General features: G+C 59.9%; 24 protein-coding genes. 17 read left to right on the plus strand and 7 right to left on the minus strand.

Translation table 11 applies throughout. The features are described 5' to 3' along the window. Nucleotides 1-66 precede the first annotated feature (66 nt). The 4 genes from bioD to bioB all read right to left on the minus strand — a co-directional run bounded on the left by bioD (nucleotide 67) and on the right by bioB (nucleotide 4,001). Nucleotides 67-747 (minus strand): dethiobiotin synthase, encoded by a 681-nt coding sequence (gene bioD / locus GWQ31_RS03180; RefSeq protein WP_111589129.1) that lies wholly within the window; start codon nucleotides 745-747, stop codon nucleotides 67-69. Nucleotides 748-899: 152 nt separating this feature from the next. Further along, complete coding sequence (bioC, locus tag GWQ31_RS03185) at nucleotides 900-1,718, minus strand: malonyl-ACP O-methyltransferase BioC (RefSeq protein ID WP_111589156.1); 819 nt, start codon at nucleotides 1,716-1,718, stop codon at nucleotides 900-902. Then, nucleotides 1,708-2,904: an 8-amino-7-oxononanoate synthase gene (gene bioF, locus GWQ31_RS03190; RefSeq protein ID WP_275908615.1), complete on the minus strand. Its 1,197-nt coding sequence runs from the start codon at nucleotides 2,902-2,904 to the stop codon at nucleotides 1,708-1,710. The genes bioC and bioF overlap by 11 nt, the downstream gene beginning before the upstream one ends. After that, nucleotides 2,901-4,001 (minus strand): biotin synthase BioB, encoded by a 1,101-nt coding sequence (bioB, locus tag GWQ31_RS03195; RefSeq protein WP_275908616.1) that lies wholly within the window; start codon nucleotides 3,999-4,001, stop codon nucleotides 2,901-2,903. Before bioB ends, bioF begins: the two co-directional genes overlap by 4 nt. Before the next feature lie 192 nt (nucleotides 4,002-4,193). Between bioB and bioA the strand changes: the two genes are divergently transcribed. Both bioA and GWQ31_RS03205 read left to right on the plus strand, forming a co-directional pair. Next, the gene (gene bioA, locus GWQ31_RS03200; RefSeq protein ID WP_275908617.1) at nucleotides 4,194-5,468 is read left to right on the plus strand and encodes an adenosylmethionine--8-amino-7-oxononanoate transaminase; all 1,275 of its coding nucleotides are present in this window, start codon (nucleotides 4,194-4,196) and stop codon (nucleotides 5,466-5,468) included. 135 nt (nucleotides 5,469-5,603) lie between these two features. After that, nucleotides 5,604-6,416, plus strand: a complete 813-nt coding sequence (locus tag GWQ31_RS03205) for a HAMP domain-containing protein (protein WP_005312995.1) — start codon at nucleotides 5,604-5,606, stop codon at nucleotides 6,414-6,416. Here GWQ31_RS03205 and GWQ31_RS03210 read toward each other — a convergent pair. After that, on the minus strand, nucleotides 6,413-6,763 hold the full coding sequence (locus tag GWQ31_RS03210; RefSeq protein ID WP_011898929.1) for a hypothetical protein: 351 nt from the start codon (nucleotides 6,761-6,763) through the stop codon (nucleotides 6,413-6,415). The two genes, GWQ31_RS03205 and GWQ31_RS03210, sit on opposite strands and share 4 nt — an antisense overlap. A gap of 194 nt (nucleotides 6,764-6,957) precedes the next feature. Here GWQ31_RS03210 and asnS point away from each other — a divergent pair, with 194 nt between their 5' ends. The 12 genes from asnS (at nucleotide 6,958) to GWQ31_RS03270 (ending at nucleotide 19,724) form a co-directional block, all read left to right on the plus strand. Further along, nucleotides 6,958-8,358, plus strand: a complete 1,401-nt coding sequence (gene asnS / locus GWQ31_RS03215) for an asparagine--tRNA ligase (protein ID WP_059112591.1) — start codon at nucleotides 6,958-6,960, stop codon at nucleotides 8,356-8,358. A 367-nt stretch (nucleotides 8,359-8,725) separates the two neighbouring features. Further along, entirely contained in the window at nucleotides 8,726-10,069 is a 1,344-nt protein-coding gene (locus GWQ31_RS03220; protein ID WP_017411707.1) for an anaerobic C4-dicarboxylate transporter, read from the plus strand. A 161-nt stretch (nucleotides 10,070-10,230) separates the two neighbouring features. After that, a complete protein-coding gene (locus GWQ31_RS03225; RefSeq protein WP_265434626.1) occupies nucleotides 10,231-10,887 on the plus strand; it encodes an adenine nucleotide alpha hydrolase in 657 nt (218 codons plus the stop codon). A 359-nt stretch (nucleotides 10,888-11,246) separates the two neighbouring features. After that, nucleotides 11,247-11,561: a hypothetical protein gene (locus tag GWQ31_RS03230; RefSeq protein WP_005312982.1), complete on the plus strand. Its 315-nt coding sequence runs from the start codon at nucleotides 11,247-11,249 to the stop codon at nucleotides 11,559-11,561. A 315-nt stretch (nucleotides 11,562-11,876) separates the two neighbouring features. Then, nucleotides 11,877-12,788, plus strand: coding sequence for a LysR family transcriptional regulator (locus GWQ31_RS03235; RefSeq protein ID WP_011898932.1), 912 nt, complete (start codon nucleotides 11,877-11,879; stop codon nucleotides 12,786-12,788). Nucleotides 12,789-13,004: 216 nt separating this feature from the next. Further along, nucleotides 13,005-13,355, plus strand: coding sequence for an ArsC family reductase (locus GWQ31_RS03240; RefSeq protein ID WP_113721132.1), 351 nt, complete (start codon nucleotides 13,005-13,007; stop codon nucleotides 13,353-13,355). Between the two features lie 19 nt (nucleotides 13,356-13,374). Continuing rightward, nucleotides 13,375-14,502 (plus strand): succinyl-diaminopimelate desuccinylase, encoded by a 1,128-nt coding sequence (dapE, locus tag GWQ31_RS03245; RefSeq protein ID WP_275908618.1) that lies wholly within the window; start codon nucleotides 13,375-13,377, stop codon nucleotides 14,500-14,502. Continuing rightward, nucleotides 14,499-15,188, plus strand: a complete 690-nt coding sequence (locus GWQ31_RS03250) for a M15 family metallopeptidase (RefSeq protein ID WP_275908619.1) — start codon at nucleotides 14,499-14,501, stop codon at nucleotides 15,186-15,188. The genes dapE and GWQ31_RS03250 overlap by 4 nt, the downstream gene beginning before the upstream one ends. Next, nucleotides 15,185-15,331 carry a hypothetical protein gene (locus tag GWQ31_RS03255; protein WP_017411705.1) on the plus strand — a complete coding sequence of 49 codons (147 nt, stop codon included), beginning with the start codon at nucleotides 15,185-15,187 and terminating at the stop codon, nucleotides 15,329-15,331. The genes GWQ31_RS03250 and GWQ31_RS03255 overlap by 4 nt, the downstream gene beginning before the upstream one ends. Before the next feature lie 279 nt (nucleotides 15,332-15,610). After that, nucleotides 15,611-17,338 (plus strand): potassium/proton antiporter, encoded by a 1,728-nt coding sequence (locus tag GWQ31_RS03260; RefSeq protein ID WP_275908620.1) that lies wholly within the window; start codon nucleotides 15,611-15,613, stop codon nucleotides 17,336-17,338. 41 nt (nucleotides 17,339-17,379) lie between these two features. Further along, complete coding sequence (locus GWQ31_RS03265) at nucleotides 17,380-18,483, plus strand: beta-N-acetylglucosaminidase domain-containing protein (protein WP_275908621.1); 1,104 nt, start codon at nucleotides 17,380-17,382, stop codon at nucleotides 18,481-18,483. Between the two features lie 32 nt (nucleotides 18,484-18,515). Further along, nucleotides 18,516-19,724 carry a cation:proton antiporter gene (locus GWQ31_RS03270; protein WP_265422446.1) on the plus strand — a complete coding sequence of 403 codons (1,209 nt, stop codon included), beginning with the start codon at nucleotides 18,516-18,518 and terminating at the stop codon, nucleotides 19,722-19,724. A gap of 181 nt (nucleotides 19,725-19,905) precedes the next feature. On the opposite strand, the gene GWQ31_RS03275 is transcribed toward GWQ31_RS03270, so the two are convergent. Continuing rightward, nucleotides 19,906-20,697, minus strand: a complete 792-nt coding sequence (locus GWQ31_RS03275) for a DUF1460 domain-containing protein (protein ID WP_058395060.1) — start codon at nucleotides 20,695-20,697, stop codon at nucleotides 19,906-19,908. A gap of 363 nt (nucleotides 20,698-21,060) precedes the next feature. After that, complete coding sequence (locus GWQ31_RS03280; protein ID WP_021137956.1) at nucleotides 21,061-21,693, minus strand: LysE family translocator; 633 nt, start codon at nucleotides 21,691-21,693, stop codon at nucleotides 21,061-21,063. A 164-nt stretch (nucleotides 21,694-21,857) separates the two neighbouring features. Here GWQ31_RS03280 and GWQ31_RS03285 point away from each other — a divergent pair, with 164 nt between their 5' ends. The 3 genes from GWQ31_RS03285 to GWQ31_RS03295 all read left to right on the plus strand — a co-directional run bounded on the left by GWQ31_RS03285 (nucleotide 21,858) and on the right by GWQ31_RS03295 (nucleotide 24,481). Further along, entirely contained in the window at nucleotides 21,858-23,480 is a 1,623-nt protein-coding gene (locus tag GWQ31_RS03285) for a methyl-accepting chemotaxis protein (RefSeq protein WP_275908622.1), read from the plus strand. Nucleotides 23,481-23,657: 177 nt separating this feature from the next. Beyond that, nucleotides 23,658-24,188 carry a DUF1523 family protein gene (locus tag GWQ31_RS03290; RefSeq protein ID WP_005312938.1) on the plus strand — a complete coding sequence of 177 codons (531 nt, stop codon included), beginning with the start codon at nucleotides 23,658-23,660 and terminating at the stop codon, nucleotides 24,186-24,188. Further along, entirely contained in the window at nucleotides 24,185-24,481 is a 297-nt protein-coding gene (locus tag GWQ31_RS03295) for a winged helix-turn-helix domain-containing protein (protein WP_059112600.1), read from the plus strand. Before GWQ31_RS03290 ends, GWQ31_RS03295 begins: the two co-directional genes overlap by 4 nt. Nucleotides 24,482-24,620: the final 139 nt, after the last annotated feature.

The following is a 24,620-nucleotide window of genomic DNA, read 5'->3' on the forward strand; positions in this document are numbered from 1 at the left end:
GCCGGTCGGTATCACACCTGTTCCGCATAATAGATAGATTCGATGAATGTTCGCTGAATGTCGGGTTCAGAGCAGAGGGGATATATCGAGACGCCCGCGCAAATCAGCCTCAAGTGGATTGTTTACAAAGGGTATTTCACCCAAAAATGGCGCGGGGAGCAAGCCCCTCAAGGTGTCCAGGTTTTCCTGGTAGTGACTCATGGATCCGTACAGCCGATTCATGACCCAGCCTGCCACCGGCAGATTGTCATTTCGAATGGCGGCAAAGGTGAGCAGCGCATGGTTGAGACAACCCAGCTTGGCCCCCACCACCATGATCACCGGCATGTTCTCCTGCTTGACCCAATCCGACAGCAGATGCTTGCGATCCAGCGGCAGAAACCAGCCGCCCGCCCCCTCTACCACGACAAGCTCGGCACCCGCCTGCTCTATCTGGCGCAGACCGTCGGACAGACCCTTCAGGGTAATGGCATCACGGGCCTCGCTGGCCGCGATATGGGGCGCAATGGGCGGTTCAAAGGCATACGGATTGACCATATCGTAAGGCAGCGACAGGCTGGCTGCCTCTTGCAGCAAGACGGCATCCAGGTTGCGCAACCCATCCGGGGTGCGAGCACAGCCAGCGGAGATCGGCTTGTAACCGGCGCACTGAATGCCATGGGCGACAAACTCCAGCAGCAGGGTGCGGGCGACCAGCGTCTTGCCCACATCGGTATCTGTGCCGGTGATAAAGAAGGATTTAACCATGATGACTCCTCAACACAAATCAGGCGACAGCCCGCCGTTTATAGGGGCAGATCACCTGCATATCAAGTATCCGGGACAGAAGATGAGTTCAGCCCGACTTGTTCGCACATTGCGTCCCCCGGACAGACCCGGCAAGGGGCGACTCAGGCCAGCTATCGGCGGATCAGGCGCCCCAGGCACACCTGATAGCTGGCGGCCAGCAGGCCATCCGGCTGACGGTAGGCTTCATAAGCCTCCGTCAGGCGCTGCAAGCGCAGCCGACTGCTCAGACCTGACTGACGCGCATCATTGAGCTGGCTGGCTCCTATGCCCTTGAGGTCGCGCAGCAGATCGCTCAACTCGGAATAGGAGAGCGCCCAGGCCAGACTCTCGAGGCAAGGCGCTGTGAAGCCCCCTGCGGCAACGGCATCTTGCAATTGTGGCAGGCTGAGGAAGCGATTGACATGGGGATGGTCGTCAACCGTGCGCCAGGCCTCACGCAACTGCCAGAGCGAATCGACAAGCAGGGTCGAGAACAGCAGTTGTCCACCGGGTTTGAGTACCCTGTGGAGTTCGGCAAACGCCTGCGACGGTCGTTCACACCACTGCAGGGCGAGGCTGGAGAAGACCCAGTCCAGACTCCCGTCGGCAAACGGCAGACGCTCGGCATCGCCGCACACAAGTTGCGCACCGCTGCCACGCAGAGCCGCCTGCTGCAACATGCCGGGGGCAAGATCCAGTCCATGCAACTGGTGGCAACGACTGGCGAGGTGGGGCAGGAAAAATCCGGTACCACAACCCAGATCCAGCCCGGATATGGGAGATGATGTTGACAAGGAAGCGGGTGTCACTGGCTCCCCAGTCATACGATCCAATAGCGCCAAACCGACTTCCTGCTGAAAACGGGCATGGGCATCGTAGTGACGGGCGGCCGCGCCAAAGCGGCGGGCGAGCTGGGCCTTGTCGACCGACTGGAAACGCTCATCCATGATGAATCCCCTCCAAACTGGCACTGCCCGAGCAAGGGCCGAGGGCCTCGAGCAGGCGGTCCACATCCTGCTCGCTGTGAGCCGCGCTTAACGTGATGCGCAGCCGCGCCGTACCCGCCGGCACAGTGGGCGGGCGGATGGCGCTCACCCAGACGCCGCGATCCCGCAGCAGCTCGGCCAGTTGCAGGGCCGCACTGCTCTCCCCAACCAGCAGCGGCTGTATGGGGGTCTCGCATGCCCCAAGCTGCCAGCCAAGGGCGGCGGTGCCCTGCCGAAAGCGGGTGATAAGGCGGGCAAGATGGGCGCGGGACTCGTCGGCAGCGCGCACCAATTCGATGCTTTTGCTCACGGCACACGCCTGGGCGGCCGGCATATGGGTGCTGTAGACATAGTGGCGAGCGAAATTGACCAGATAATCCACCAGCTCGCGGCTGCCGCCGACAAAGGCGCCGGCTACCCCAAGCGCCTTGCCGAAAGTGCCCATCTGGATGTGTACGGATGCCGGAGCCACCCCTTGCGCCGCCAGAGTGCCGCGCCCCTCCGGCCCCAACACGCCAAGGCCGTGGGCATCGTCGATCATCAGCCAGTTGCCGCTCTGGGCGGCCAGGCGGGCAAGCTCAGGCCAGGGGCCCTGATCCCCATCCATGCTGAACACCCCCTCCGAGACGATCAAACCCCGGTTTGGTTCGAGTTGGCGCTCGAGAGCAGTCATATCGTTGTGACCGAAGCGCTGCATCTTGCAGGGGAGCTGGCTGCCCATCTCCTGCAGGGAGGCGTGGTTGAGCCTGTCCTGCCACAGCAGATGCTCCTTGCCGAGCAAGGCTTTCAGCACCGCCTGATTGGCGGAAAATCCGCAGTTGAACAGCAGCACCGCCTCCACCCCGAGCCAGTCGGCAAGGGTCTCTTCCAGCTGCTGGTGAGCACGGCTGTAGCCGGTCACCAGGGGCGAGGCACCGGAGCCAGCCCCATAGCAGTCAATCCCGTCCTTGAAAGCGGCCTTGATGGCAGGATGATCGGCCAGCCCCAGATAGTCGTTGGCACAGAAGTTGAGGTAGTCGCGGCCATCGACCTGCAGCCTCCCCCCCACGCTGCCATCGGTGGCAGTGCGGCGGCGAAGCAGCGCTGCCAGCTCTCGCCCGGTCAGCGCGGCGCCCAATGCAAAGGGGCCTTTTACCGCCAGGCCATTCATGACCGCGCAACCCCTGCACGAGGACGGGTGGCATCATAAAACATCTCGGCAGGTTCGCTCTGGCGGCTCACCTCGGCCAGCAGCTCGGCTTCCAGTTCCAATGTCTGAACCTGATCCGGCTTTTGGGCCCGCTGGGCGGGGCGAATGCCGAGCCGTTTGAACAGCTGCATGTCGCTGTTCTCATCCGGGTTTGGCGTGGTCAGCAGCTTGCAGCCATAAAAAATCGAATTTGCACCTGCCATAAAGCACATGGCCTGCATCTGTTCGTTCATCTTCTCCCGCCCGGCGGAGAGGCGCACATGGGAGGCAGGCATCATGATCCGTGCCACGGCTATGGTGCGGATGAATTCGAACGAATCGAGATTCGCTTCGTTTTCAAGCGGCGTCCCTTTCACCTTCACCAGCATGTTGATGGGCACGCTCTCCGGGTGGCGCGGCAGGTTGGCCAGCGCCATCAAGAGGCCCGCCCGATCTTTTGCCTGCTCACCCATACCGACGATGCCGCCGGAGCAGACCTTCATGCCGGCGCCGCGCACATGCTCCAGGGTATCGAGCCTGTCCTGATAGGTGCGGGTGGATATGATCTCGCCATAGAACTCCGGCGAGGTGTCGAGATTGTGGTTGTAGTAGTCAAGACCTGCGGCACCGAGGCGGGCGGCCTGATCCGCGGTGAGCATCCCCAAGGTCATGCAGGTCTCCATGCCCAGCCCGCGCACCTCCTCAATCATCCGGATGACGTAGGGCATGTCTTTTTCTTTGGGGTTGCGCCAGGCAGCCCCCATGCAGAAACGGGACGAGCCGTTGGCCTTGGCTTCACGGGCCCGTTCCAGCACCTTCTCCACCTCCATCAGCCGCTCTGTCTCGAGCCCTGTGTGATAGCGGGCGCTCTGGGGACAGTATTTGCAATCCTCCGGGCAGGCACCCGTCTTGATGGAGAGCAGGGTGCTCACCTGCACTTCGTTGGGGTCGAAATTAGCGCGGTGGACAGTCTGAGCCTGGAACAGCAGATCGTTGAATGGCAGGGCAAACAGGGCCTGAACCTCGGACAGAGTCCAGTCGTGACGAAGGGCGTGGCCGCCCGCGGTGTGAGCATTCATACATGGCTTCCGGTTGTTATAAGTGGGATCCTGCGCCCGCCATCCTGGATGGCCGAGCCCCGGACCCGCCACTTTGCCCCCGCGCCATCCAGCGAGTGAGGAGCCAAGTGGCTGAAATTGTTGGCTAGTGTAGAGAGCGCGCGTAGACTGTCAACACCGACCAGATCAAACCAATTGACAATAGAACATAAAATGACCAACCAAGAATTCGACCTGAATCACATCTGGCACCCCTATACCTCTCTCACCCATCCCCTGCCCTGCTATGAAGTGGCCAGCGCCAAAGGAGTCACCATCACTCTCGCCGATGGTCGCGAACTGGTGGATGGCATGAGCTCCTGGTGGGCCTGTATACACGGCTATCAGGTGCCTGAACTCGACGCGGCCGCCACCGCCCAACTCGGCAAGATGTCCCATGTCATGTTTGGCGGCCTGACCCATGCCCCGGCGGTCGAGCTGTGCCGCAAGCTGGTGGAGATCACACCGGCCGGTCTGGACCGGGTGTTTCTGGCCGACTCGGGATCGGTGGCAGTGGAAGTGGCGCTCAAGATGGCCCAGCAGTACTGGCACGCCAAAGGCACCCCCAGAGCCAAGTTCGTCACACTGCGCGGCGGCTATCACGGCGACACCTTCGGTGCCATGAGCGTTTGTGACCCGGATGGCGGCATGCACGAGCTCTACCAGGGCTTCCTGCCCGAGCACTACTTTGCCCCGGCCCCCAGCTGCCGTTTCCACGCCCAATGGGACGAAGAGTGTGTGGTGGATCTCGCCACGCTCGTCGCTGACCATCATGAAGAGATCGCAGCCATCATCCTCGAACCCATAGTGCAGGGAGCGGGCGGCATGCGCTTCTACCACCCCCGCTATCTGCAATGGGTACGCGCTTTGTGCGACGAGTTCGGCCTGCTGCTGATTGCCGACGAGATTGCCACCGGGTTTGGTCGCACCGGCCAGCTGTTTGCCTGTGACTGGGCTGGCATCAGCCCCGACATCATGTGCCTTGGCAAGGCGCTCACCGGCGGTTACATGACCCTCTCTGCCACCCTCACCACTGAGCACGTCGCCCGCACGATTTGCGACGGGAAAGCGGGGGTCTTTATGCACGGGCCCACCTTTATGGGCAATCCGCTGGCCTGCGCCGTGGCCTTTGCCTCCATCGATCTGCTGCTGGCCTCACCGTGGCAGGAACAGGTGCAGGCCATCGAGCACCAGCTCAAAACCGAGCTGGTGCGGCTGACCCTGAACCCTTTGGTTGCCGATGTGAGAGTGCTTGGCGCCATCGGCGTGGTGGAGATGAAGGAGCGGGTAGATGTGGCCCGTATCCAGCGCAAGTTTGTGGAGTTGGGTGCCTGGATCCGGCCATTTGGCAAACTCATCTACCTGATGCCCCCCTTCGTCATCACACCGGCACAATTGAGTGTGCTGACCCAGGCCATCCATGAAGCCATCGCCAGCGGCGAGTTCTAAGCCGGCATGAAAAGGCCCTGCATGACAATGCAGGGCCTTTTGACTCTTTTTTATCAGAATGTGAGCAAGACACCAGACCCGGGCGACCATGACGAGTAGACTGCGCGGGTTTTACCCAACAGATGTACTGCTCCCATGCGCCTCTCCATTGCTGCCAAAATCAACTTCTTCCTGCTGTTCATCTTCTCCATGGTGCTGGTCTTCTCCGCGGCCTATCAGGCGGTGCGCGAGCGCGACCTCATCCTGACGCTTATCAAGGAGCAGAGCCGCGAGCAGACCGAAGCCTATTTCGACGGCCTCAACATGCTGATGCTGACCGGCAAGATGGACGCTCGCGACACACTGCGAAACAAGTTCCTCGATCACGCCCACGTGGAAGATGCCCGCATCGTCCGCGGTGATGCAATCAGCAAGCAATACGGGCCGGGCCGCGAAACAGAGCAGGGCAAGGATGAGTACGATCGACTGGCGCTGGCGGGCAAGGGCAGCCTGGAGGTGGTGCACGACGGCATGCACAGCAAGCTGGTGGTAACCCGACCGCTGTTGGCCAAGAAAGATTTTCGCGGCACAGACTGCACAAGTTGCCATCTGGTACCGGAGAACACTGTGCTGGGGGCCGTGCGCTTTGACTACTCCCTCGACACCCTCTTTACCCGGGTCGAGCAGAACATTCTCACGTCGGCACTTATTCTCACCGGCATCTTCGGGCTGGGGCTGCTGTTGACTCTCTGGGTCATTCGTACCTGGATAGTTCGCCCCCTCAACCAGCTGACCCGTTCCATGGAAGAGGCCACCGACCTGCATGACTTCGGTCACCGATTGGAAGGGGATGAAGGGGACGAGATTGGCCGGGTGGCACTGGCTTACAACCAGATGCTCGACAGTGTGGAACGCCAGCTCGGCAAGCGCCCTGCTGCGCAGGCGAAGCCGGACAAAAAGCAGGATTAGCCCGCATAGTAGAACAGCAAACTGGCGATGAAGATCAGCAGCAGTATGGTCAGATTGACGTGCAGTGAGTCCTCCCGTCGTCGGCTGCGTTTACGCTCCAGCAAAAACACCGCCAGGGTAAGCAGGCAACAACCCCAGAGCCAATACACCAGCCAGGGAGTCAGTACGGGATCCCAATAATCGCGAACTGCTATCCCCCCGTAGACCAGAAAACCGTACGCCACTTCCGGGCGCGCATAGTGATAGAGGGAGAGCAGCACGATAAAGCCCGCCCAGCAGAGGATCACCAAGCCCTGCAGCCCTCTGGTCAACCAGTCCGGTCCCTGTCGCCGCTCTTTCACGTCCATCCCCTGCCCCACTGGCCCGGCCATGAGGTGATCCGAGCATAAATCCCCTCCAGAGTCCGACATTTTTGCTTGTTTATCAAACCCGCGCGGGTAAGATTGTCGGCTTAGTCTGCCATGATGGGCCAGTGAATGCCCGGGCCAGACCCCTAGTGTTGCAAATAGCGCTGCAAGAACAAGCTGGAGACAATATTTCGATGACGCACGCATCCGTAGTAGATGTGCTGACCGGTAAATATGCGGTTGGCACCACCCAGACAGTAAAAGGGTGGATCCGGACTCGCCGTGATTCCAAGGCGGGGATCTCATTTTTGGCCGTATCCGACGGCTCCTGTTTCCATCCGGTACAGGCAGTTGTCCCCAATACCCTGGCCAATTATGAGAATGAAGTGCTGCGTCTGACCACAGCTTGCTCCGTGGAAGTGACCGGTGTGGTTGCCGCCTCCCAGGGCAGCGGTCAGGCTTTCGAACTGCAAGCCACCGACGTCAAGGTCGTAGGCTGGGTCGAAGATCCGGACACCTACCCCATGGCCGCCAAGCGCCACAGCATAGAGTACCTGCGTGAACAGGCCCACCTGCGTCCGCGCACCAACATAGTCGGCGCCGTGACCCGGGTGCGCAACTGCCTGGCCCAGGCCATCCACCGCTTCTTCCATGAAGAGGGGTACCTATGGATTGCGGCTCCGCTCATCACCGCCTCTGACACCGAAGGTGCCGGCGAGATGTTCCGCGTCTCCACCCTGGATCTGGAAAACCTGCCGCGCACCGACGCTGGCAAGGTCGATTACGACAAGGACTTCTTCGGCAAGGAGACCTTCCTGACCGTTTCCGGCCAGCTCAACGTCGAAACCTACGCCTGTGCCCTCTCCAAGGTCTACACCTTCGGGCCCACCTTCCGCGCCGAGAATTCCAACACCAGCCGCCATTTGGCCGAGTTCTGGATGGTTGAGCCGGAAATTGCCTTCGCCAACCTGGACGATAACGCCGCCCTGGCCGAAGCCATGCTCAAATACGTCTTCAACGCCGTACTGGCCGAGCGCCGCGACGATCTGGAGTTCTTTGCCCAGCACGTCGACAAGGATGCCATCGGTCGTCTGGAACGCTTCGTCTCCTCCGACTTTGCCCAGATCGACTACACAGATGCCATCGAAGTGCTGAAAAACTGTGGCAAGAAGTTCGAGTTCCCTGTCTCCTGGGGCATCGATCTCTCCTCCGAGCACGAACGCTATCTGGCCGAGGAGCACTTCAAGTCTCCTGTAGTGGTGAAGAACTACCCGAAAGACATCAAAGCCTTCTACATGCGTCTCAACGATGACGGCAAGACAGTTGCCGCCATGGACGTACTGGCCCCCGGGATCGGCGAGATCATCGGTGGTGCCCAGCGTGAAGAGCGCCTCGAGGTACTCGATCAGCGCATGGCCGAAATGGGTCTGAACAAGGAAGATTACTGGTGGTATCGCGATCTGCGCCGCTTCGGCACAGTCCCGCACGCCGGTTTCGGCCTCGGTTTCGAGCGTCTGGTGGTCTACGTGACCGGTATGGGCAACGTCCGTGACGTTATCCCCTTCCCCCGTACACCCCGTACCGCCGAATTCTGATAACGGCCCTTTGCCGACAAAGCCGACCTCAAGGTCGGCTTTTTATTGCCCGCCCCACGGCATTCGCCCCTCGCAGCCACCACAATTAATCACACTTCCCCTTCTGGCTGCAGCCTTGCTGTACTGCCCCTCAAGATGCCAGCCCCGTATGATACCAACCAGAACCCCTTCAAATAACAATCATGTTAATACGTGGTTTTTATGCAGTTAAATCAAAAAGCGATGAGTTATTGAAGTACCTCAATTTTTTGCCCCTTTGACAAGGGCACAATACCCACTAACCCTTTAGGGCTAAATAAAAACAGACAATCCCGGTCCATGAGCTCAACACAGCACAGATATGGATTAAATCACGCGAGGTAATGGAATGATCTTGATGGAATTTATGGTGGTACTCGGCTGCTTGTTGCTGGGTACCCGATTTGGGGGCATGGGACTGGGTCTCATCAGTGGCATAGGTCTGTTCCTGCTGACCTTCGTGTTCGGCCTGGCGCCGGGCGAACCGCCAGTGCAAGTCATGCTGACCATACTCGCGGTGATCGGCTGCGCCGCCACCCTGCAGACCGCCGGCGGCCTCAACCTGATGATGCAGGTGGCCGAGCGTCTGCTGCGCCGTCACCCGCAATACATCACCATACTGGCCCCGCTCACCACCTGGACCCTCACCTTCCTGTGCGGTACCGGCCACGTGGTTTACACCATGTTCCCCATCATCTCCGACATAGCGCTGCAAAAGAACATCCGCCCGGAACGGCCGATGGCGGTCGCCTCCGTCGCCTCCCAGATGGCGATTTGCGCCTCGCCAGTCTCGGTCGCCGTGGTCTCCATGGTCTCCATACTGGCAGCTGGGCACGGTATAGGTGAGGCTTACGGCCTGCTGGATATCCTGATGATTGCCATCCCCTCCTCGTTGACCGGCGTGATGATGGCGGCCCTGTGGAGCCTGCGTCGCGGCAAGGATCTGGACAAGGATGAAGAGTTTCAGGCCAGGATCAAGGATCCGGAGCAGCACGCCTTCATCTATGGCGGCGGTGAAACTCTGCTCAACACCAAGTTCCCGAAAGAGGCCTACTGGTCTACCTGGATCTTCTTCGCCGCCATCGCTGCCGTGGTATTGCTTGGCGCCAACGAAGGGCTGCGCCCCGTCTTCACCATCAAGGACAAGACAGGCCCTCTCTCCATGAACCTGGTGATCCAGATGATGATGCTGATCGCCGGTGCCATCATTCTGATGCGCTGCAAGGTCAAACCAGGTGAGATCGCCAACGGGGCTGTCTTCAAGGCCGGCATGGTCGCCATCTTCTCCGTGTTCGGGGTTGCATGGATGAGCGAAACCTTCTTCCAGGCCCATATGCCGCTGCTCAAAGAAACCCTGTCCCACGTGGTACAGGCCCAGCCCTGGACCTACGCCCTGGTGCTGTTCCTCATCTCCAAGCTGGTCAACAGCCAGGCTGCCGCCCTGACCGCCATCGCCCCCATGGGTCTGGCGCTGGGGGTGGAGCCCAAGCTGCTGATCGCCTTCCTGCCGGCCAGCTACGGTTACTTCGTGCTGCCGACCTACCCGAGCGATCTGGCCTGTATCGGTTTCGACCGTTCCGGCACCACCCGCATCGGCAAGTTCATCATCAACCACAGCTTCATCATTCCGGGGCTGATCGGGGTGAGCAGCTCCTGCGCCCTGGGTTACGTACTGACCAGCATACTGCTCTAATCGCAGCGGCGTTTATCACGCCATTGCCACACAGGCCCCCAACGTCGGGGGCCTGCTCTTTTCTCCCCCTGTCTATTCCCGTTACGATTTCACACCACGGCTTTACCTGCGACCCCGCCACTGGGTAGCATGCTCCCTCTTTCACCATCGGAATCGACTCCATGTCTCGCGTCATCCTGCTCTGGAGCGGCGGCAAAGATGCCATGCAGGCCCTCTGTCATGCCCGTGAGCAGGGGCATCAGGTGGTGGCACTGGTCACCTTTGCCCCCCCTGCGCCCCGTTTTCTGGCTCATCCCTTGCCGCTGGTGCTCCGTCAGGCCGAGGCGCTGGGCCTGCCCCATCAGCTGGTCACCATAGAGGCGCCATTCGATCAGAGCTACGAAAGGGCACTGGCCGACTTGCGGCAGGAGTGGAAACTCGATGGGGTGGTGACCGGCGATATCGACAGCGTGGGGGGCGCCAGCAACTGGATCCGCGAACGCTGCCGCCCGCTGGGGCTTGAGGTACACACACCGCTCTGGCAGCAATCTCGCGAAGCGCTGCTGAGCGACATGCTCGGGCGCGGCATCGTCGCCCGCCTCTCCTGCGTCGATACCCGCACGCTGGCACCCGGCTGGGTCGGCCGAGTGCTGGACGCATCCGCCATCACTGAATTAAAGGCGCTGGCGAACCGGCAGGGGTTCGATCTGTGTGGGGAACAAGGGGAATACCACACCATGGTGACCGACGGCCCGGGCTTTGCCGCCCCTCTTGGGCTCGATGGCTGGCATCTGGCAGCGCAGGCACACCTGGCCTACCTGGCAAAAGAGGAGGAGTAGCCGGGCGGCGGTGAAGGCAGGCTCTTCTGCTAGCGGCAAACAAGCGGGTTCAATCGTTGGTCCGGTCGCTGTTTGGTCAAGGGCCATATGAGCCAGCAACAGGAGGATACAGACATAGACGGCACCGTTTTTCCTTGCTCCTGGTCGCCAACCATGACGGAGCCTCACTTCGCCAGAACAAAACTCCAAAAAAACAATAAAAAATGGAAATTTAAACTAATAGCAAAGCTTTAGAATCCCTTTGCCAAGCATTCTGGCGAGGAACCTCAGGCTTTTTTGCTCTGGATCAACGTCAGGGGCCAGTGAACTGGCCAAGATGCCCATCGACATACAGCGACCATTTCGCGCCGGAGAGAGTTATGACAAACCAAGCCACTGCAGGCACCACAACCTGCGACTACAAGCTATGGGACATCCTCGTCGAGTCAGCAAAGGAACGCACTACCATTCGTTACTCCAAACTGGCCAGGCAGGCCGGGCTGGAGAATAGCCAGGATGAGCTGCGCACCCTGCTGCAACGCATCCGCATGTACTGCACCGAACACCAGTTGCCGATCCTCTCCACCATAGTGGTGGACGATGTGGGCAAATACACCGGCCTCTCCTCCGGCCTGCCGGACGCTCCTTGGGAGCGTGCCAGGGTGTTTGACTACCAATGGCCTGTTGCCCCCTGATCCAGACATTCATCACCATAACGCGCCCGCTGGCGCGTTTTGTACTTCTTCGGGCCCACTTTCCTGAACCGCAGGCAAAAAAAACCCGCCTCAAAGGCGGGTACTAAGCAAGCAACGCTCTGGATGACCAGAGTAAAGAGTTCAGGCTGTCGAATCTTGCCACCCCCGGCACCACGCGAAAGAGGTAACAGGACAACATGGGTTTGTATAAATCGCTGATTTATCCAAGCTTCATGCTGACCATCGACGGGGAGTGAGACTAAAGTGAAGGCCTTGCTTAAGGAAATGATTTATTAGTATTCCATTATGCACAGAATGAATTTACGAGGCGTCGACCTCAACCTGCTGGTGGTGCTCAAGGCCCTGCTGGAGGAACGCAACACCACCAAGGCCGCCGAGCGACTCGCCATGAGCCAGCCTGCCGTCAGTCGGGCTCTGGCCCGCCTGCGGCTGCTCTATGACGATCCCCTGCTGATCCGCACCCCCCTGGGAATGGAGCCTACCGCAAGGGCACAGGCACTCTTGCTGCCACTGCGGGAAATACTGCACGACATAGAGCAGACCTTCAGCCAGCCCGAACAGCACGACCCGAGCCAGTTCGAGGGAGTACTGCGCATCGGTGCCCACACCTATGTGGAATATGTGATGATGCCAAGCCTGCTGGGGCGACTGCAGCAGCAAGCGCCCAACCTGCGCATCCACATGGTGCCCCTCAATGCAGATTACGAAGACCAGCTCGACGAAGGGGTTGTCAGCATGGTGATCAGCAAGCAGGACGAGGTACCCGGTCGCTTTCGCCGCATCCCGCTGTTTGAAGACAAGCTGATCTGCGCCGCCCACAGCAGCCATCCCTTTCAGGGTCAGGTGCTCTGCATAGAGTCTTTCGCCAAGGCCCAGCATCTGCTGGTCGCCCCCCGTGGCAGCGAAGGGGGCATAGTCGATGACTTGCTCGCAGCGCACGGCATGACCCGCCATACCCCCTTGATAGTGCAGAGTTTTCTGGCAGCGCCCTTCATACTGCCCTATGCCCCCCTGCTGCTGACCTCGCCAGCCAGGGTGCTGCGTCCACTGATGCCGCTGCTGGATCTGGTGGAGTACGAGACCCGCTTTACCCTGCCGACCTTCGAGGTCAGCCTCATCCGCCATCGCCGCGACGACAACCACGCCATGCTCAACTGGTTCGAGTCAGAATTGCATCTCTGGTGCCAATCCCTCTGCGAGCTATGATCCCCTCCGGCGCCCCGTGCGCCGGGCTCTTTTCCCCTCGCCACTGCATTTGACTCTTCCCCTTTGGCTGGCGACTCCCCTGGTAAAATCCCCCGAGTCGCAGCGCCAGCGTTGCCTTGAGATCGCCACAATGCCAGAATCGGGCCTTTCCTTGATTTCATGTTCAGATCTCAAGTTTCAGCTTTCAGGGCCCACGCCCGCAGACAAGGACTCCCCATGGCCACCACCCTCTATGGCATCAAAAACTGCGACACCATCAAGAAAGCCCGCAAGTGGCTGGACGAGGCTGGCATCGACTACCGCTTTCACGACCACAGGGCCGATGGCCTGGATCCCGCCGTGCTGGATAGCTGGCTGGCAAAGCTTGGCTGGGAAGCTCTGCTCAACAGCCGTGGCACCACCTTCCGCGCCCTGCCGGATGAAGCAAAACAGGGGCTGGATACCGCAAAAGCGCGCGCACTGCTGCTGGAACATCCTGCCATGATCAAGCGCCCACTGCTGGATCGGGACGGCGAGCTGACCCTGGGTTTCAAGGCTGATCACTATCAATCCCTCTTCTCTCGTTAAACTTTTTTAAGGAACGCTGATGTCGGACGTCATCGCACTGGCCAAGGATCTGATCCGCCGCCCCTCCGTTACCCCGCAGGATGAAGGGTGTCAGGCCCTGATGAGCGAACGCCTGGCGCGTCTTGGCTTCGTCATCGAACCCATGGTGTTTGAAGACACCACCAACCTCTGGGCGCACCGTGGCAGCGAAGGCCCCCTGTTCTGCTTCGCCGGCCACACCGACGTGGTACCGGCCGGGCCGCTGGAGAAGTGGCACACACCGCCGTTCGAACCGACCATCCAGGATGGCGTGCTCTACGGTCGCGGCGCCGCCGACATGAAGGGATCCCTCGCCGCCATGGTGGTGGCCGTCGAACGCTTCGTGGCCGAGCATCCGGATCACAAGGGGTCCATCGCCTTTCTCATCACCTCGGATGAAGAGGGCCCCTTCATCAATGGCACAGTGCGTGTCATCGACACCCTTGAAGCGCGCAACGAGAAGATCCGCTGGTGCATCGTCGGCGAGCCCTCCTCCACCCATGTGGTGGGAGACGTGGTAAAGAACGGTCGACGTGGCTCCATCACAGGGGACCTGCTGGTGCGTGGCGTGCAGGGGCATGTGGCCTATCCCCATCTGGCGGCCAACCCCATCCACAAGGCGGCGCCGGCATTGACTGAGCTCGCCGAGACGGTATGGGATGAAGGCAACGCCTACTTCCCCCCCACCAGCTTCCAGATTGCCAATATCCAGGCCGGCACCGGCGCCTCCAACGTCATTCCGGGGGAGTTGCAGGTTCAATTCAACTTCCGCTTCAGTACACAACTGACCGACATGGATATTCGTGAACGCGTCCAGGCCCTGCTCGACAAGCACGGTCTGGACTACGAACTGACATGGACCCTCTCAGGCCAGCCCTTCCTGACCGATACCGGCGCCCTGCTGGAGGCCACAGTGGCGGCGGTAGCGGCGGTCAACGGCCAGCAACCGGCCCTGCTCACCACGGGCGGTACCTCGGATGGGCGCTTTATTGCCCCCACAGGGGCCGAAGTCATTGAACTCGGCCCCGTCAATGCCACCATCCACAAGGTGAACGAGTGCGTGAAGGCCGAGGATCTGGATCTGCTGGCAGAGATGTACCAAGGGGTACTCGAGAGATTGCTGGCATGACCCAGGAACAACTGCTGGGGCTCGACGAGAGTCACCTTGTTCTGGTGGGACGCGGGCCTCATCGCCTGACCGCTGCCACTGCAGCGGCCTTCAACGACATGCAGGTGGCCGCCGCCCACGAAGGGCACAACCTGCAGGCGGCCTCCAGCTGGCGCAGCTTCGAGCGTCAGCTCGCCATCTGGAATGGCAAGTGGCGCGGTGAGCGCCCCCTGCTGGATGCCAACAACCAGCCTATGGATACGCTGCAACTGAGCGAGTGCGAACGGCTGCACGCCATATTACGCTGGAGCGCCCTGCCCGGTACCAGCCGCCATCACTGGGGCACGGATCTGGACATCTATGATCCCGACTGCCTGCCTGCCGGTACCAAGCTGGCGCTGGAGCCCTGGGAGTATGAAGCCGGGGGCTGGTTTAGCGACCTCGGCGACTGGCTGACCGACCACATGAATGACTTCGGCTTCTTCCTGCCTTATGCCAGACCTGTGGGTAGCGGCAGCGGTGTCGCCTACGAACCCTGGCATATCAGCTTCGCGCTGGAATCCAGAGAGCAGCGGCTGGATCCGGATGCGCTGGCGCTTTGCCTGCAACAGGCGGATATTGAAGGCCAATCGACCATATTGGCCCATCTTGACGAGATTTTGGCCCGTTATGTCACCACCTGTCCTGACGAAAGGAAAACCCCATGAATCTCTGGCTGTGGATTGGTTTGCCACTGCTCTTCCTGCTTGGCATGTTTCTCAATGCCATCAAGGACATGAAGCGGCTGGAGAAACAGCTGCCCAAATACAAGGACAAGATACGGGAAGTCAAGGATGACGAGGACGACTGATCGCCCTCTCAGCCCGCCAGGGGCGCCATTGTGGCGCCCCTGCTGTTTTTCACGAGGGCAAAACTCCCCCTCTCCATACTGATGCAGGCTCAGTGATCCCGTTCACATAGAACAGGACTTCCTTCTCCCTTCCTTCCCGCCATCTTCAAGGCAAAAACCCAGTTCCTGGCAGCACTGAAAATGTAAAAAACTGCAAATAAATGCACAATTAAGCCACACTGCGCCCAACAAACTGCATATAATGTGCCTGTTTTGCATTTTGACAGAAGGAGTTCGCCATTGGATGCCGTCGCCATCAACAGTTTCTTTTTAGTCGCGGCCTTGTTGGTGGGAGCCAGTGTCCTGTTGAGCGCGCTCTCCTCTCGTCTGGGCATCCCCATCCTGGTGATATTTCTCGCGGTCGGCATGCTGGCCGGGGAAGATGGTCCTGGCGGCATTCACTTCGCTGACTACTCGGTCGCCTATCTGGTAGGCAACCTGGCGCTCGCCATCATATTGCTCGACGGCGGCATGCGTACCCGGGTTTCTTCTTTTCGGGTCGCACTTTGGCCCGCGCTCTCGCTGGCAACCGTCGGCGTGGCCATCACCACAGGGCTGACCGGTCTGGCCGCCGCCTGGTTGTTCGACCTCAACCTGATGCAGGGCATGCTGATCGGCGCCATCGTCGGCTCCACCGATGCGGCGGCTGTCTTCTCCCTGCTCGGCGGGCGCAGCCTCAACGAGCGGGTCAGTGCCACCCTGGAGATAGAGTCCGGCAGCAACGACCCCATGGCGGTGTTTCTCACCGTCACCCTGATCGAAATTCTTGCCACCAACCAACAGGGGCTGGACTGGTTCTTCCTGCTGCTGCAACTGGGCAAGCAGTTTGGCCTCGGTGCCGGCATAGGTCTGTGCGGCGGCTGGCTGTTGTGGAAACTTATCAACAGCGCCAGGCTGGCTCCGGGCCTCTATCCCCTGCTGACCGTCAGTGGTGGCTTGCTCATCTTCGCACTCACCACGGCTATCGGAGGCAGCGGCATCCTCGCCATCTATCTCACCGGCCTGCTGCTCGGCAACCTCTCCCTGCGCAGTCGCAGTACCACGCTGTCGGTACTCGATGGCCTGACCTGGCTCAGCCAGATCGGCATGTTCCTGGTGCTGGGGCTGCTGGCCTCCCCCCACAAGCTGCTGCCCATCGCCCTGCCGGCGCTGGCACTCGCCGCCTGGATGATACTGTTCGCCCGTCCCGTCTCTGTCTGGATTGGCCTCTTGCCGTTCAAGAACTTCGCGCCCCGCGAGCGCTGGTTCATCTCCTGGGTGGGGCTGCGCGGCGCCGTGCCCATCATACTGGCGGTCTTCCCCATGATGGCCGGGCTGCCCAACGCCCAACTCTACTTCAATGTCGCCTTCTTCGTGGTACTGGTCTCTCTCATACTGCAAGGCAGCTCGCTGCCGCTGGCATCAAAGCTGGCCAGGGTTGAGGTACCGGCACCGCCGTCACCCATCAACCGATCCGGGCTTGAGATAGATCTGGACAGCCAGTGGGAGACCTTCGTCTACCGCCTCAGCGCCGAGAAGTGGTGCATCGGCTCGCCCCTGCGGGATCTGCGCATGCCCAAGGGTACCCGCATCTGCGCCCTGTTCCGGGATCAGGAGTTGCTGCACCCCTCGGGCAGTACCTGCCTGCAATCCAATGACATTCTCTGCGTCATAGGACACGAGCGAGATCTGCCTGCTCTCGGCCAGCTGTTCAGTCAGGCCCCTGAGCAGGATCTGGGCCCGCGCTTCTTCGGTGACTTCCTGCTGGAGGCGGCCGCCAATATGGTGGACCTGGCACCGCTCTACGGGCTGGATGTGAGCGAGGTGGCGGATCAGACACTTGGCGATTTTCTTGCCGACCAGTTGGGCGATAATCTGGTCGTCGGCGACCAAGTCGAATGGCAGGGCCTGATCTGGACAGTGGCCGAAATGGAAGAGGGCAAGCCCCGCAAGATAGGGGTGCGCTTTCAGGAAGAAGACCCGGTCTGACGCACATCGTCTGACCCGCCTTTGCGAGCAGGGAGTTCATTATGCCTTACCAAACCGAGTTGTCTGGCCTGCAACCCCCGTTTCCCAATCTGGGATTGATAGAGGGATTCTTTGGCAAGGGCTGGAGCTGGGAAGCCCGCGCCCGCTACGCTCAATGGCTGCCACGCCACGGCTACGGCTTCTACATATATGCCCCGAAAGAAGATGGCCATCTGCGCAAGCACTGGGCCCTGCCCTGGCCTGAAGCCGAGCTCGAGGCTCTGCGCCAGCTGGCCCGCCAGTGCCGCGACAACGGCCTCGCCTTCGGGGTGGGCTTGAGCCCCATGGGTGCCCACCACGACTATGATCGCAAGCGCCCGGCCCTGTTGGAGAAGGTGCGCCTCATCGACGAAGCGCTGCAGCCTGACATACTGGCTGTGCTGTTCGATGACATGAAGGGGGATACCCCGGATCTGGCCCACCACCAGCTCACCATAGCCCACGACATTGCGGCCCACAGCAAGGCCGGCCGTCTCATCTTCTGCCCCAGCTACTACTCCACGGATCCCGTGCTGGAAAAGGTGTTCGGCGCCATGCCCCCCCGCTATCTGGAGGATATAGGCCAGCAACTCGACCGCCGTTTCGAGATTTTCTGGACAGGCCCCAGGGTCTGCTCCAGCGAATACCCGGCCCCCCACCTCAAACAGGTGACCGAGCTGCTCGGGCGCAAACCCTTTTTGTGGGACAACTACCCGGTCAACGACGGCAGCAAGGCCAGCAGCTTCCTGCACCTGCGCGCCTTCGAGAATCGTCCGGCAGAACTTGTGGATCTGGTCGCGGGCCACGCAGTCAACCCCATGAAGCAGGCTGCGCTCTCTGTGCTGCCGCTCGCCACCCTGCCCATGAGCTACCGGCTCGGCAAGCAGTATGATGCTGACAAGGCGCTGCACGCCTCCCTCAATGCCACCTGCGGGCCGCAGATTTCGGCGATGATAGAGGCAGACCTGCCGCTGTTTCAGGACATAGGGCTGGCCCTGCTCACCCAGGAGCAGATCGCCCATCTCAAGCGCCGTTACCTGCCATTTCAGGATCAGGTGTGTGTAAACGAAATCTTGCGCTGGCTGGCCGGTGAATATGTGTTTGATCCTGACTGCCTGACCGACTGAGACAAGCCACGCCAGATGCCACAGGAGGCTGCATGGACGCATCCCTGATCTACCAGAACCTGGCGGTGTTTGCCGCCTTCTTGCTGATCTACAGTCTGATCGCAGGTCGCTTCGAATCCCGACTGATCAATGGCCCCTTGCTGTTCCTGCTGATGGGCTGGCTGCTGGGACCTGGCGGGCTCGGTCTGCTGTCACTCTCGGTCAATAGCGAGGGGATCAAGCTGCTGGCAGAGCTCACTCTGGTCATAGTGCTGTTCAATGACGCCGCCAACACCAACTGGCAGGTATTGGCGGCCAACCGCGCCCTCCCCATACGATTGCTGCTCATCGGCCTGCCACTCACCCTGCTGGGGGGCACCCTGTTCGGCCTCTGGCTCTACCCGGATCTGCCGCTGCTGGAGCTGGCCATCCTCTCCACCATTCTCGCCCCCACAGATGCGGCGCTCGGCAAGGCCGTGGTCAGCAATCCGGCCGTGCCCGCCCCCATCAGGGAGGGGCTCAATCAGGAGAGCGGCCTCAACGACGGCATCTGCGTGCCTGTACTCTTGCTGCTGCTCGCCCTCATCGCCCCCACCGAACAGCACACAGGCACGGGCATGCTGGCCATGACCTTGCTGCTGGAAGAGATAGGCATAGGCCTGCTGGTGGCCCTGGTGCTCACCAGCCTCACCATACGGCTGCTGAAAACCTCCTACCTCAACGGCTGGCAACTGCCGCTCTGGCGCCAGCTCACCATGCCGGGGCTGGCCCTGCTCTGCTTTGCGCTTGCCCAGACCCTGGGGGGCAGCGGTTTTATCGCCGCCTTCGTCGGGGGGCTCTTGATGGGCCGCAGACTGGGGGAGCACAAACACGCTTACATGGATAGCTGCGAAGGGTATGGGGACCTGCTCTCCGTGGTGATCTGGATGGTGTTCGGCGCCACCCTGATGCCCATGCTGCCGATACTGCTGCACTGGCAATACTGGCTCTATGCCGCCGCCAGCCTGACCCTGCTGCGCATGCTGCCGGTCTGGCTGAGCCTGCTGGGCACGGGTCAATCCTTTGAGCTCAAGCTCTTTATCGGCTGGTTCGGACCAAGGGGGCTCGCCAGCATTGTCTTTGCCGTCATGGTGTTGCAACACGAGCCCGCGCTGCTGGGACAAGAACCCATCATAGCCACTGTGCTCTGCACCATCATACTGAGCGTCATCTTGCACGGTATCAGTGCCAACCCCTGGGTCAGGCGCTTCAAGACGGCGTAAATACCCGACAGTGGCCAAAGGTATGGCAGAGGGGATAAACAACCTCATCGCCATTGCGGTATAAAACAATACCCCCAGTCAGGACCGGGGGTATTGTGGATAGACCAAGACATGTATGAGCGGCGTATTTCAAGGTGCCATGGCAATCAAGGCTGACTTGGTCCCCTTGTAGCCGCCCCCATCATGACCGGATATTGCCCTCTGTTGCGCGGTAAACCAGAATGCCTGGCTTGTTTTTCACATAGTCAATAAAAGGCGAATCCACTACCTTCATATTCGTCGAAACAGAAGAGGCATTGCGAAGTACGGGGCCATTTTCACCCCGAATGAAAATACCGGTATGGGTCACATCCAGACCGGCAATATTGGTATAGATACCGATATAATCGCCATCTTCCAGCAAGCTCAGCATGTCTTCGTCCACGCGATCACCAGGAATATAAGTGATGTCGCGGTTCTTCACCGCCAGCCCCGGAATATAGTGACTGCCATCCTCTTTTTGATTCAATACTTTGGCGGCGGTCACCACATAGTTGCCGACCAGATGGGTCACATCCTTCACCTGATTGCCACCATGGACCCAATCAGAGAAAAAATGCTTTCTGGTCAGGTAGTTGACTTCACCATTTACATAACGAGTGTACATGACATTCTCGATGAAATTATGCACACTCGTTGAGTGTCGCAGTGACTCAACGTAATCCAGATAGGTGAAGCAATCCAGCTCACCAAAATCCACCACCAGTTTTTCCTGCCGGTCGCTCGATCCCACCAGCCGATTGGCAACATAAGGATTCTCGAGAAACAGTTGCGAGAAATCCTTTATTGACTGACCCGGTGCCACATTCTGATGTTGAGCAAACATCCTGGTGAGTTGCTGCTCCTTTATATTGTAAAAATCCAGGTTTTTCCCGTTGCCGGCCGCAACCCCGCCAGAAAAAGCGAGCAAAGCGGCGCCTATTACCTTCACCATTGAGTACAATCCTTGACCATAAAAACGAGCAGCAGGGGGTACCCCTGTCGCGAACAGCGTCGACAATATGCATCTAATGCCATTCGAGACTGATGAATTAAGGGCCAATTGAAAACAAAAAAAATGTAAGTAAATGTACCCGGCTTGCCAGATATTGGCCTGATACAAACTCACGCTGGTATGAATACCCGCTGGTGGAAAATAACCTCGATGGCGACCAAACAGAGAAGCCCCGACACGGCCGGGGCTTCTCTGTTGGCTTTCGTTTTGGGTTTTCGTTGCTCGTCATGGCCTTGCTGTCACTGTCTGACGAGACACGTTACCCGCCCCATCACGGGACTGCGTTCACTGGCCGACAAGCACTCAGCCGAGCGCCAGCCAGACACCGACACCGAACATCAGGGAACCGGCGATCCGGTTCATCAGGGTCACGTTGCCGCTCTTGGCGAGGAAGTGGCGCAGGGTACGGCCACCGCCCGCGTAGAGCAGCAGACAGGAGAACTCGATCACCAGGATCAGGGCCACCAGGGCGCTGATCTGGGGCGTCATCGGCTTGGCTGCGTTGATGAAAGGAGGCAGCAGGGAGACCATGAAGGCCCACCCCTTGGGATTGGCGATGGCAGTGACAAAACCCTGCATGGCCAGACCAAGGGGGCGTGTCTCCTGTCCGGCCGACAGATCCGCCGGTATGGCCATCTTGCCTTTGGCCTGCCACATCTGGATGCCGAGCCAGATGAGATAGGCGCCACCCACGTATTTGAAGGCAGAGAAGAGCGCCGGATAGTTGAGCATGACGGCCGCCACCCCGATCACCGACAGCACAGAGACCAGCGCGACCCCGACCAGTTCACCCCACATCATGTGGAGGGTACGGCGCACCCCCAGACTCATGCCGAGGGTCATCGCCAGCGTCATGCACATGCCGGGGGTAACAGAGACAAAAAAGAACGTAGGCACAAACAGCGCCAGAATCGCGGGATCAATCCAGTCGGACACACTACACCTCCATGGTAACAAGCTTGAGATCTTGCCTATCACACTCTTTTAACACAAGAAAAAACCTTTTCGGCCAGCATGATTTCAGCAATAAAACCCTGTGACAATAGTTGTCGCGCCTGTGTAATATGCCGCCTCACTCCTCTTTTGGGTTAGGACCTGCCATGTCGTTGAGTAACCTGTCCATCCGTCTTCAAGTGCTTGTTCCGCTTCTGCTCGCCAGCCTCTTGATGGTCCTGATGGCCGGGATCAGCAAGCAGGAGATAGACAGCGCCATTGCGGACATGAACCAGACCACCACCAGCGTGACGTGCCACAAGGACGACATCGCTGCCCTGATCCACGCCACCTACCGGATGCGCACCAACGCCATCTATGGCCTGTACGATCCGGCGCGCTTCGCCCAATTGCCAAACGATCTCAATGCAGCGGAACAGGAAATTGGGACCATCTTGTCCCGACTGGTGATCTCAGGTGCCGAGCAGGACAACAGCCAGGTGGCCGCCGCCCTGCAGGCTTATCTCGGCCACACTCGCAACAACATGCTGCCGCTGCTGGCCCAGAAACATCAGGGAGGTGGCGATGCCGCCACCTACGAGCAGTCACGGCTGCGTTTTCGTGAGCTGGGGGAGCTGTTGATCAAGCAGATCGACACCATGTCAGCGCGCATCAACCAGCTGATCCAGACCGAAATTGCCGAGGAAGAGGCGCACTACAACGCCACCCTGTTGCGAACCCTGCTGATGATGAGTGCCACCCTGATAACGGCGCTGCTCGGTGGCTGGTGGTTGTCCGGCCAGATAGTCCGCCCCATAGGCAAGTTGCAGGAGGTGATGCGCGCCGTCGCCCAGGGGCGCTTCAACGTGCGGGCCAACGCCGATGGCAGCAACGAGCTGAGCCAGCTGGCCAAAGACATCAACCAGACACTGACGCAGCTTGGCAGCACAATCCATACCCTGACCGGTATCAGCGGCAACGTGGCCTCTGCCGCCACCGAGCTCGCCGCCGTCATGACCCAGTCCGAGACCAATGCCCAGCAGCAGCGCAGCGAGACAGAACAGGTAGCCTCCGCCGTGACCGAGCTGGCCAGCACGGCCGACAACGTCAACCACAACGCAGCCCTGGCAGATGGGCTGGCACGGGATGCCAATAGCCGGGTCGAACAGGGGCTGGCTCTGTTTGCGGAGAGTATCGCTGCCAACAGCCGCATGGCGGGCAGCCTGGAGAGCGCCGCTGCCGTGGTGGCGCGCCTCAAGTCCCAGTCCGAGCAGATCGGCAAGGTGATCGAAGTGATCCAGAGCATCTCGGAGCAGACCAACCTGCTGGCCCTGAATGCCGCCATCGAGGCTGCTCGCGCCGGTGAAACCGGTCGCGGCTTCGCGGTCGTGGCCGACGAGGTACGCCTGCTGGCGGCCCGCACGCAGGACTCCACCAAGGAGATCCAGACCATCATAGAGCAGTTGCAGAGCCAGTCCCAATCCGCCAACAACGGCATGCAGGAGACCCTCACCATCCTTGAGCACAACCAGCAGCTCTCCGGCGAGGTGCAGGCGCTGCTCGGTGGCATCACGGAGGCGGTCAACCAGATCAATGGGGCCAATGCCCAGGTGGCTACCGCCGCCGAAGAGCAGTCGTGCGTCACCGCCGACATCAACCGCAACATCACCAATATTTACGAAATAGTGAACCAGAGTGTGGCCGGCATCAGCCAGAGTGCCGCCGCCAGTCACGAACTGTCACAGCTCGCCGAGCAACAGCGCAAACAGCTGGCCCAGTTCCAGTTGTGACGTCCGCTTGCGCGATCGACACAAAGGCCCCGCTTGCGGGGCCTTTGTGTTAATGAATGGACACATTTGTTATTGTTTTAAACGGCTTTTCTATAATGTGGCTTCATTGGGGGCTGGGCTGTCGCACCAAATGTGAGTATGGTAGAGGCACGTCACTTCCCCTCACATGAGATCACCATGAAGCTGCATTTCAAGAAACCGGCCTTCATCGGCCTGGGCCTCATCGCCCTCGTCTCCGCCATCTGGCTCGACTACTACCTGCCGGAGCACACCATAGCCACCATCACAGGGGTGGAAGTGAAGCGCACCGACAAGGATGGCCCCATCAGCCAGAAAAACCCGGCAGACGGCCCTACTACGGATGTCTACTACATCTATACCGAACGCCCGGGCGAACAGATCCGGGTATTTCGCAATGAAGATACCGGCTGGGGCTGGCCTTTCTACTTCAAGTTCAACGCGGCCGATGTGCAGGCAAAAGCCAAGTCCATGGAGTTCGAGAAGCGTCTGGCCATCATTACTTCCTACGGCTGGCGCGTGAACATGTTCACCATGTTCCCCAACGTCACCAAGATAGAGAGTACGGGTCCTGAAGCCTCCACCTGGAGTTTCTTCCGCTGGTTCTGGTTCGGTATCTGGGCACTGGTGATGGGTAAAGCCGCCATCGCGACCTGGCGCTACTTCGACCGGCTCGAGGACGAGATATGACAGAGCCGAGCAAGACTCGCACCAGTTTCTACCGACGGCTTTACGTTGCCTGGCTGATAAGCAGCGGCACGGACACAATCCCGGCCATCATGGCGGCCACCGGCATGCCGCGGCGCACCGCCCAGGACACGCTGGCGGCACTGGCTGATCTCGATATCAGCTGCGGCTTCGAGCAGACGGAAGGGGCGCGCCACCTGCAGGGGCACTATCGCATCAGCGACTGGGGTCCCATCAACCCGGCCTGGATCAAGGCCCGGTTGCCTGCCATCAAGCAAACGCTGGGTTATCCATAGCACTATCGCACCGGTGACTGGGGAGCTATCCAATCCAGCCTGGATCAAGGCCCAGCTGCCTGCCATCAAGCAAACGCTGGGTTATCCATAACGACTGACGGGGCACTATCGCACCGGTGACGATCAACAGAGGCCAGCC

Origin of the sequence: Aeromonas sp. 2MA4, assembly GCF_029237305.1 — a bacterium.
Taxonomy (GTDB): domain Bacteria; phylum Pseudomonadota; class Gammaproteobacteria; order Enterobacterales; family Aeromonadaceae; genus Aeromonas; species Aeromonas salmonicida.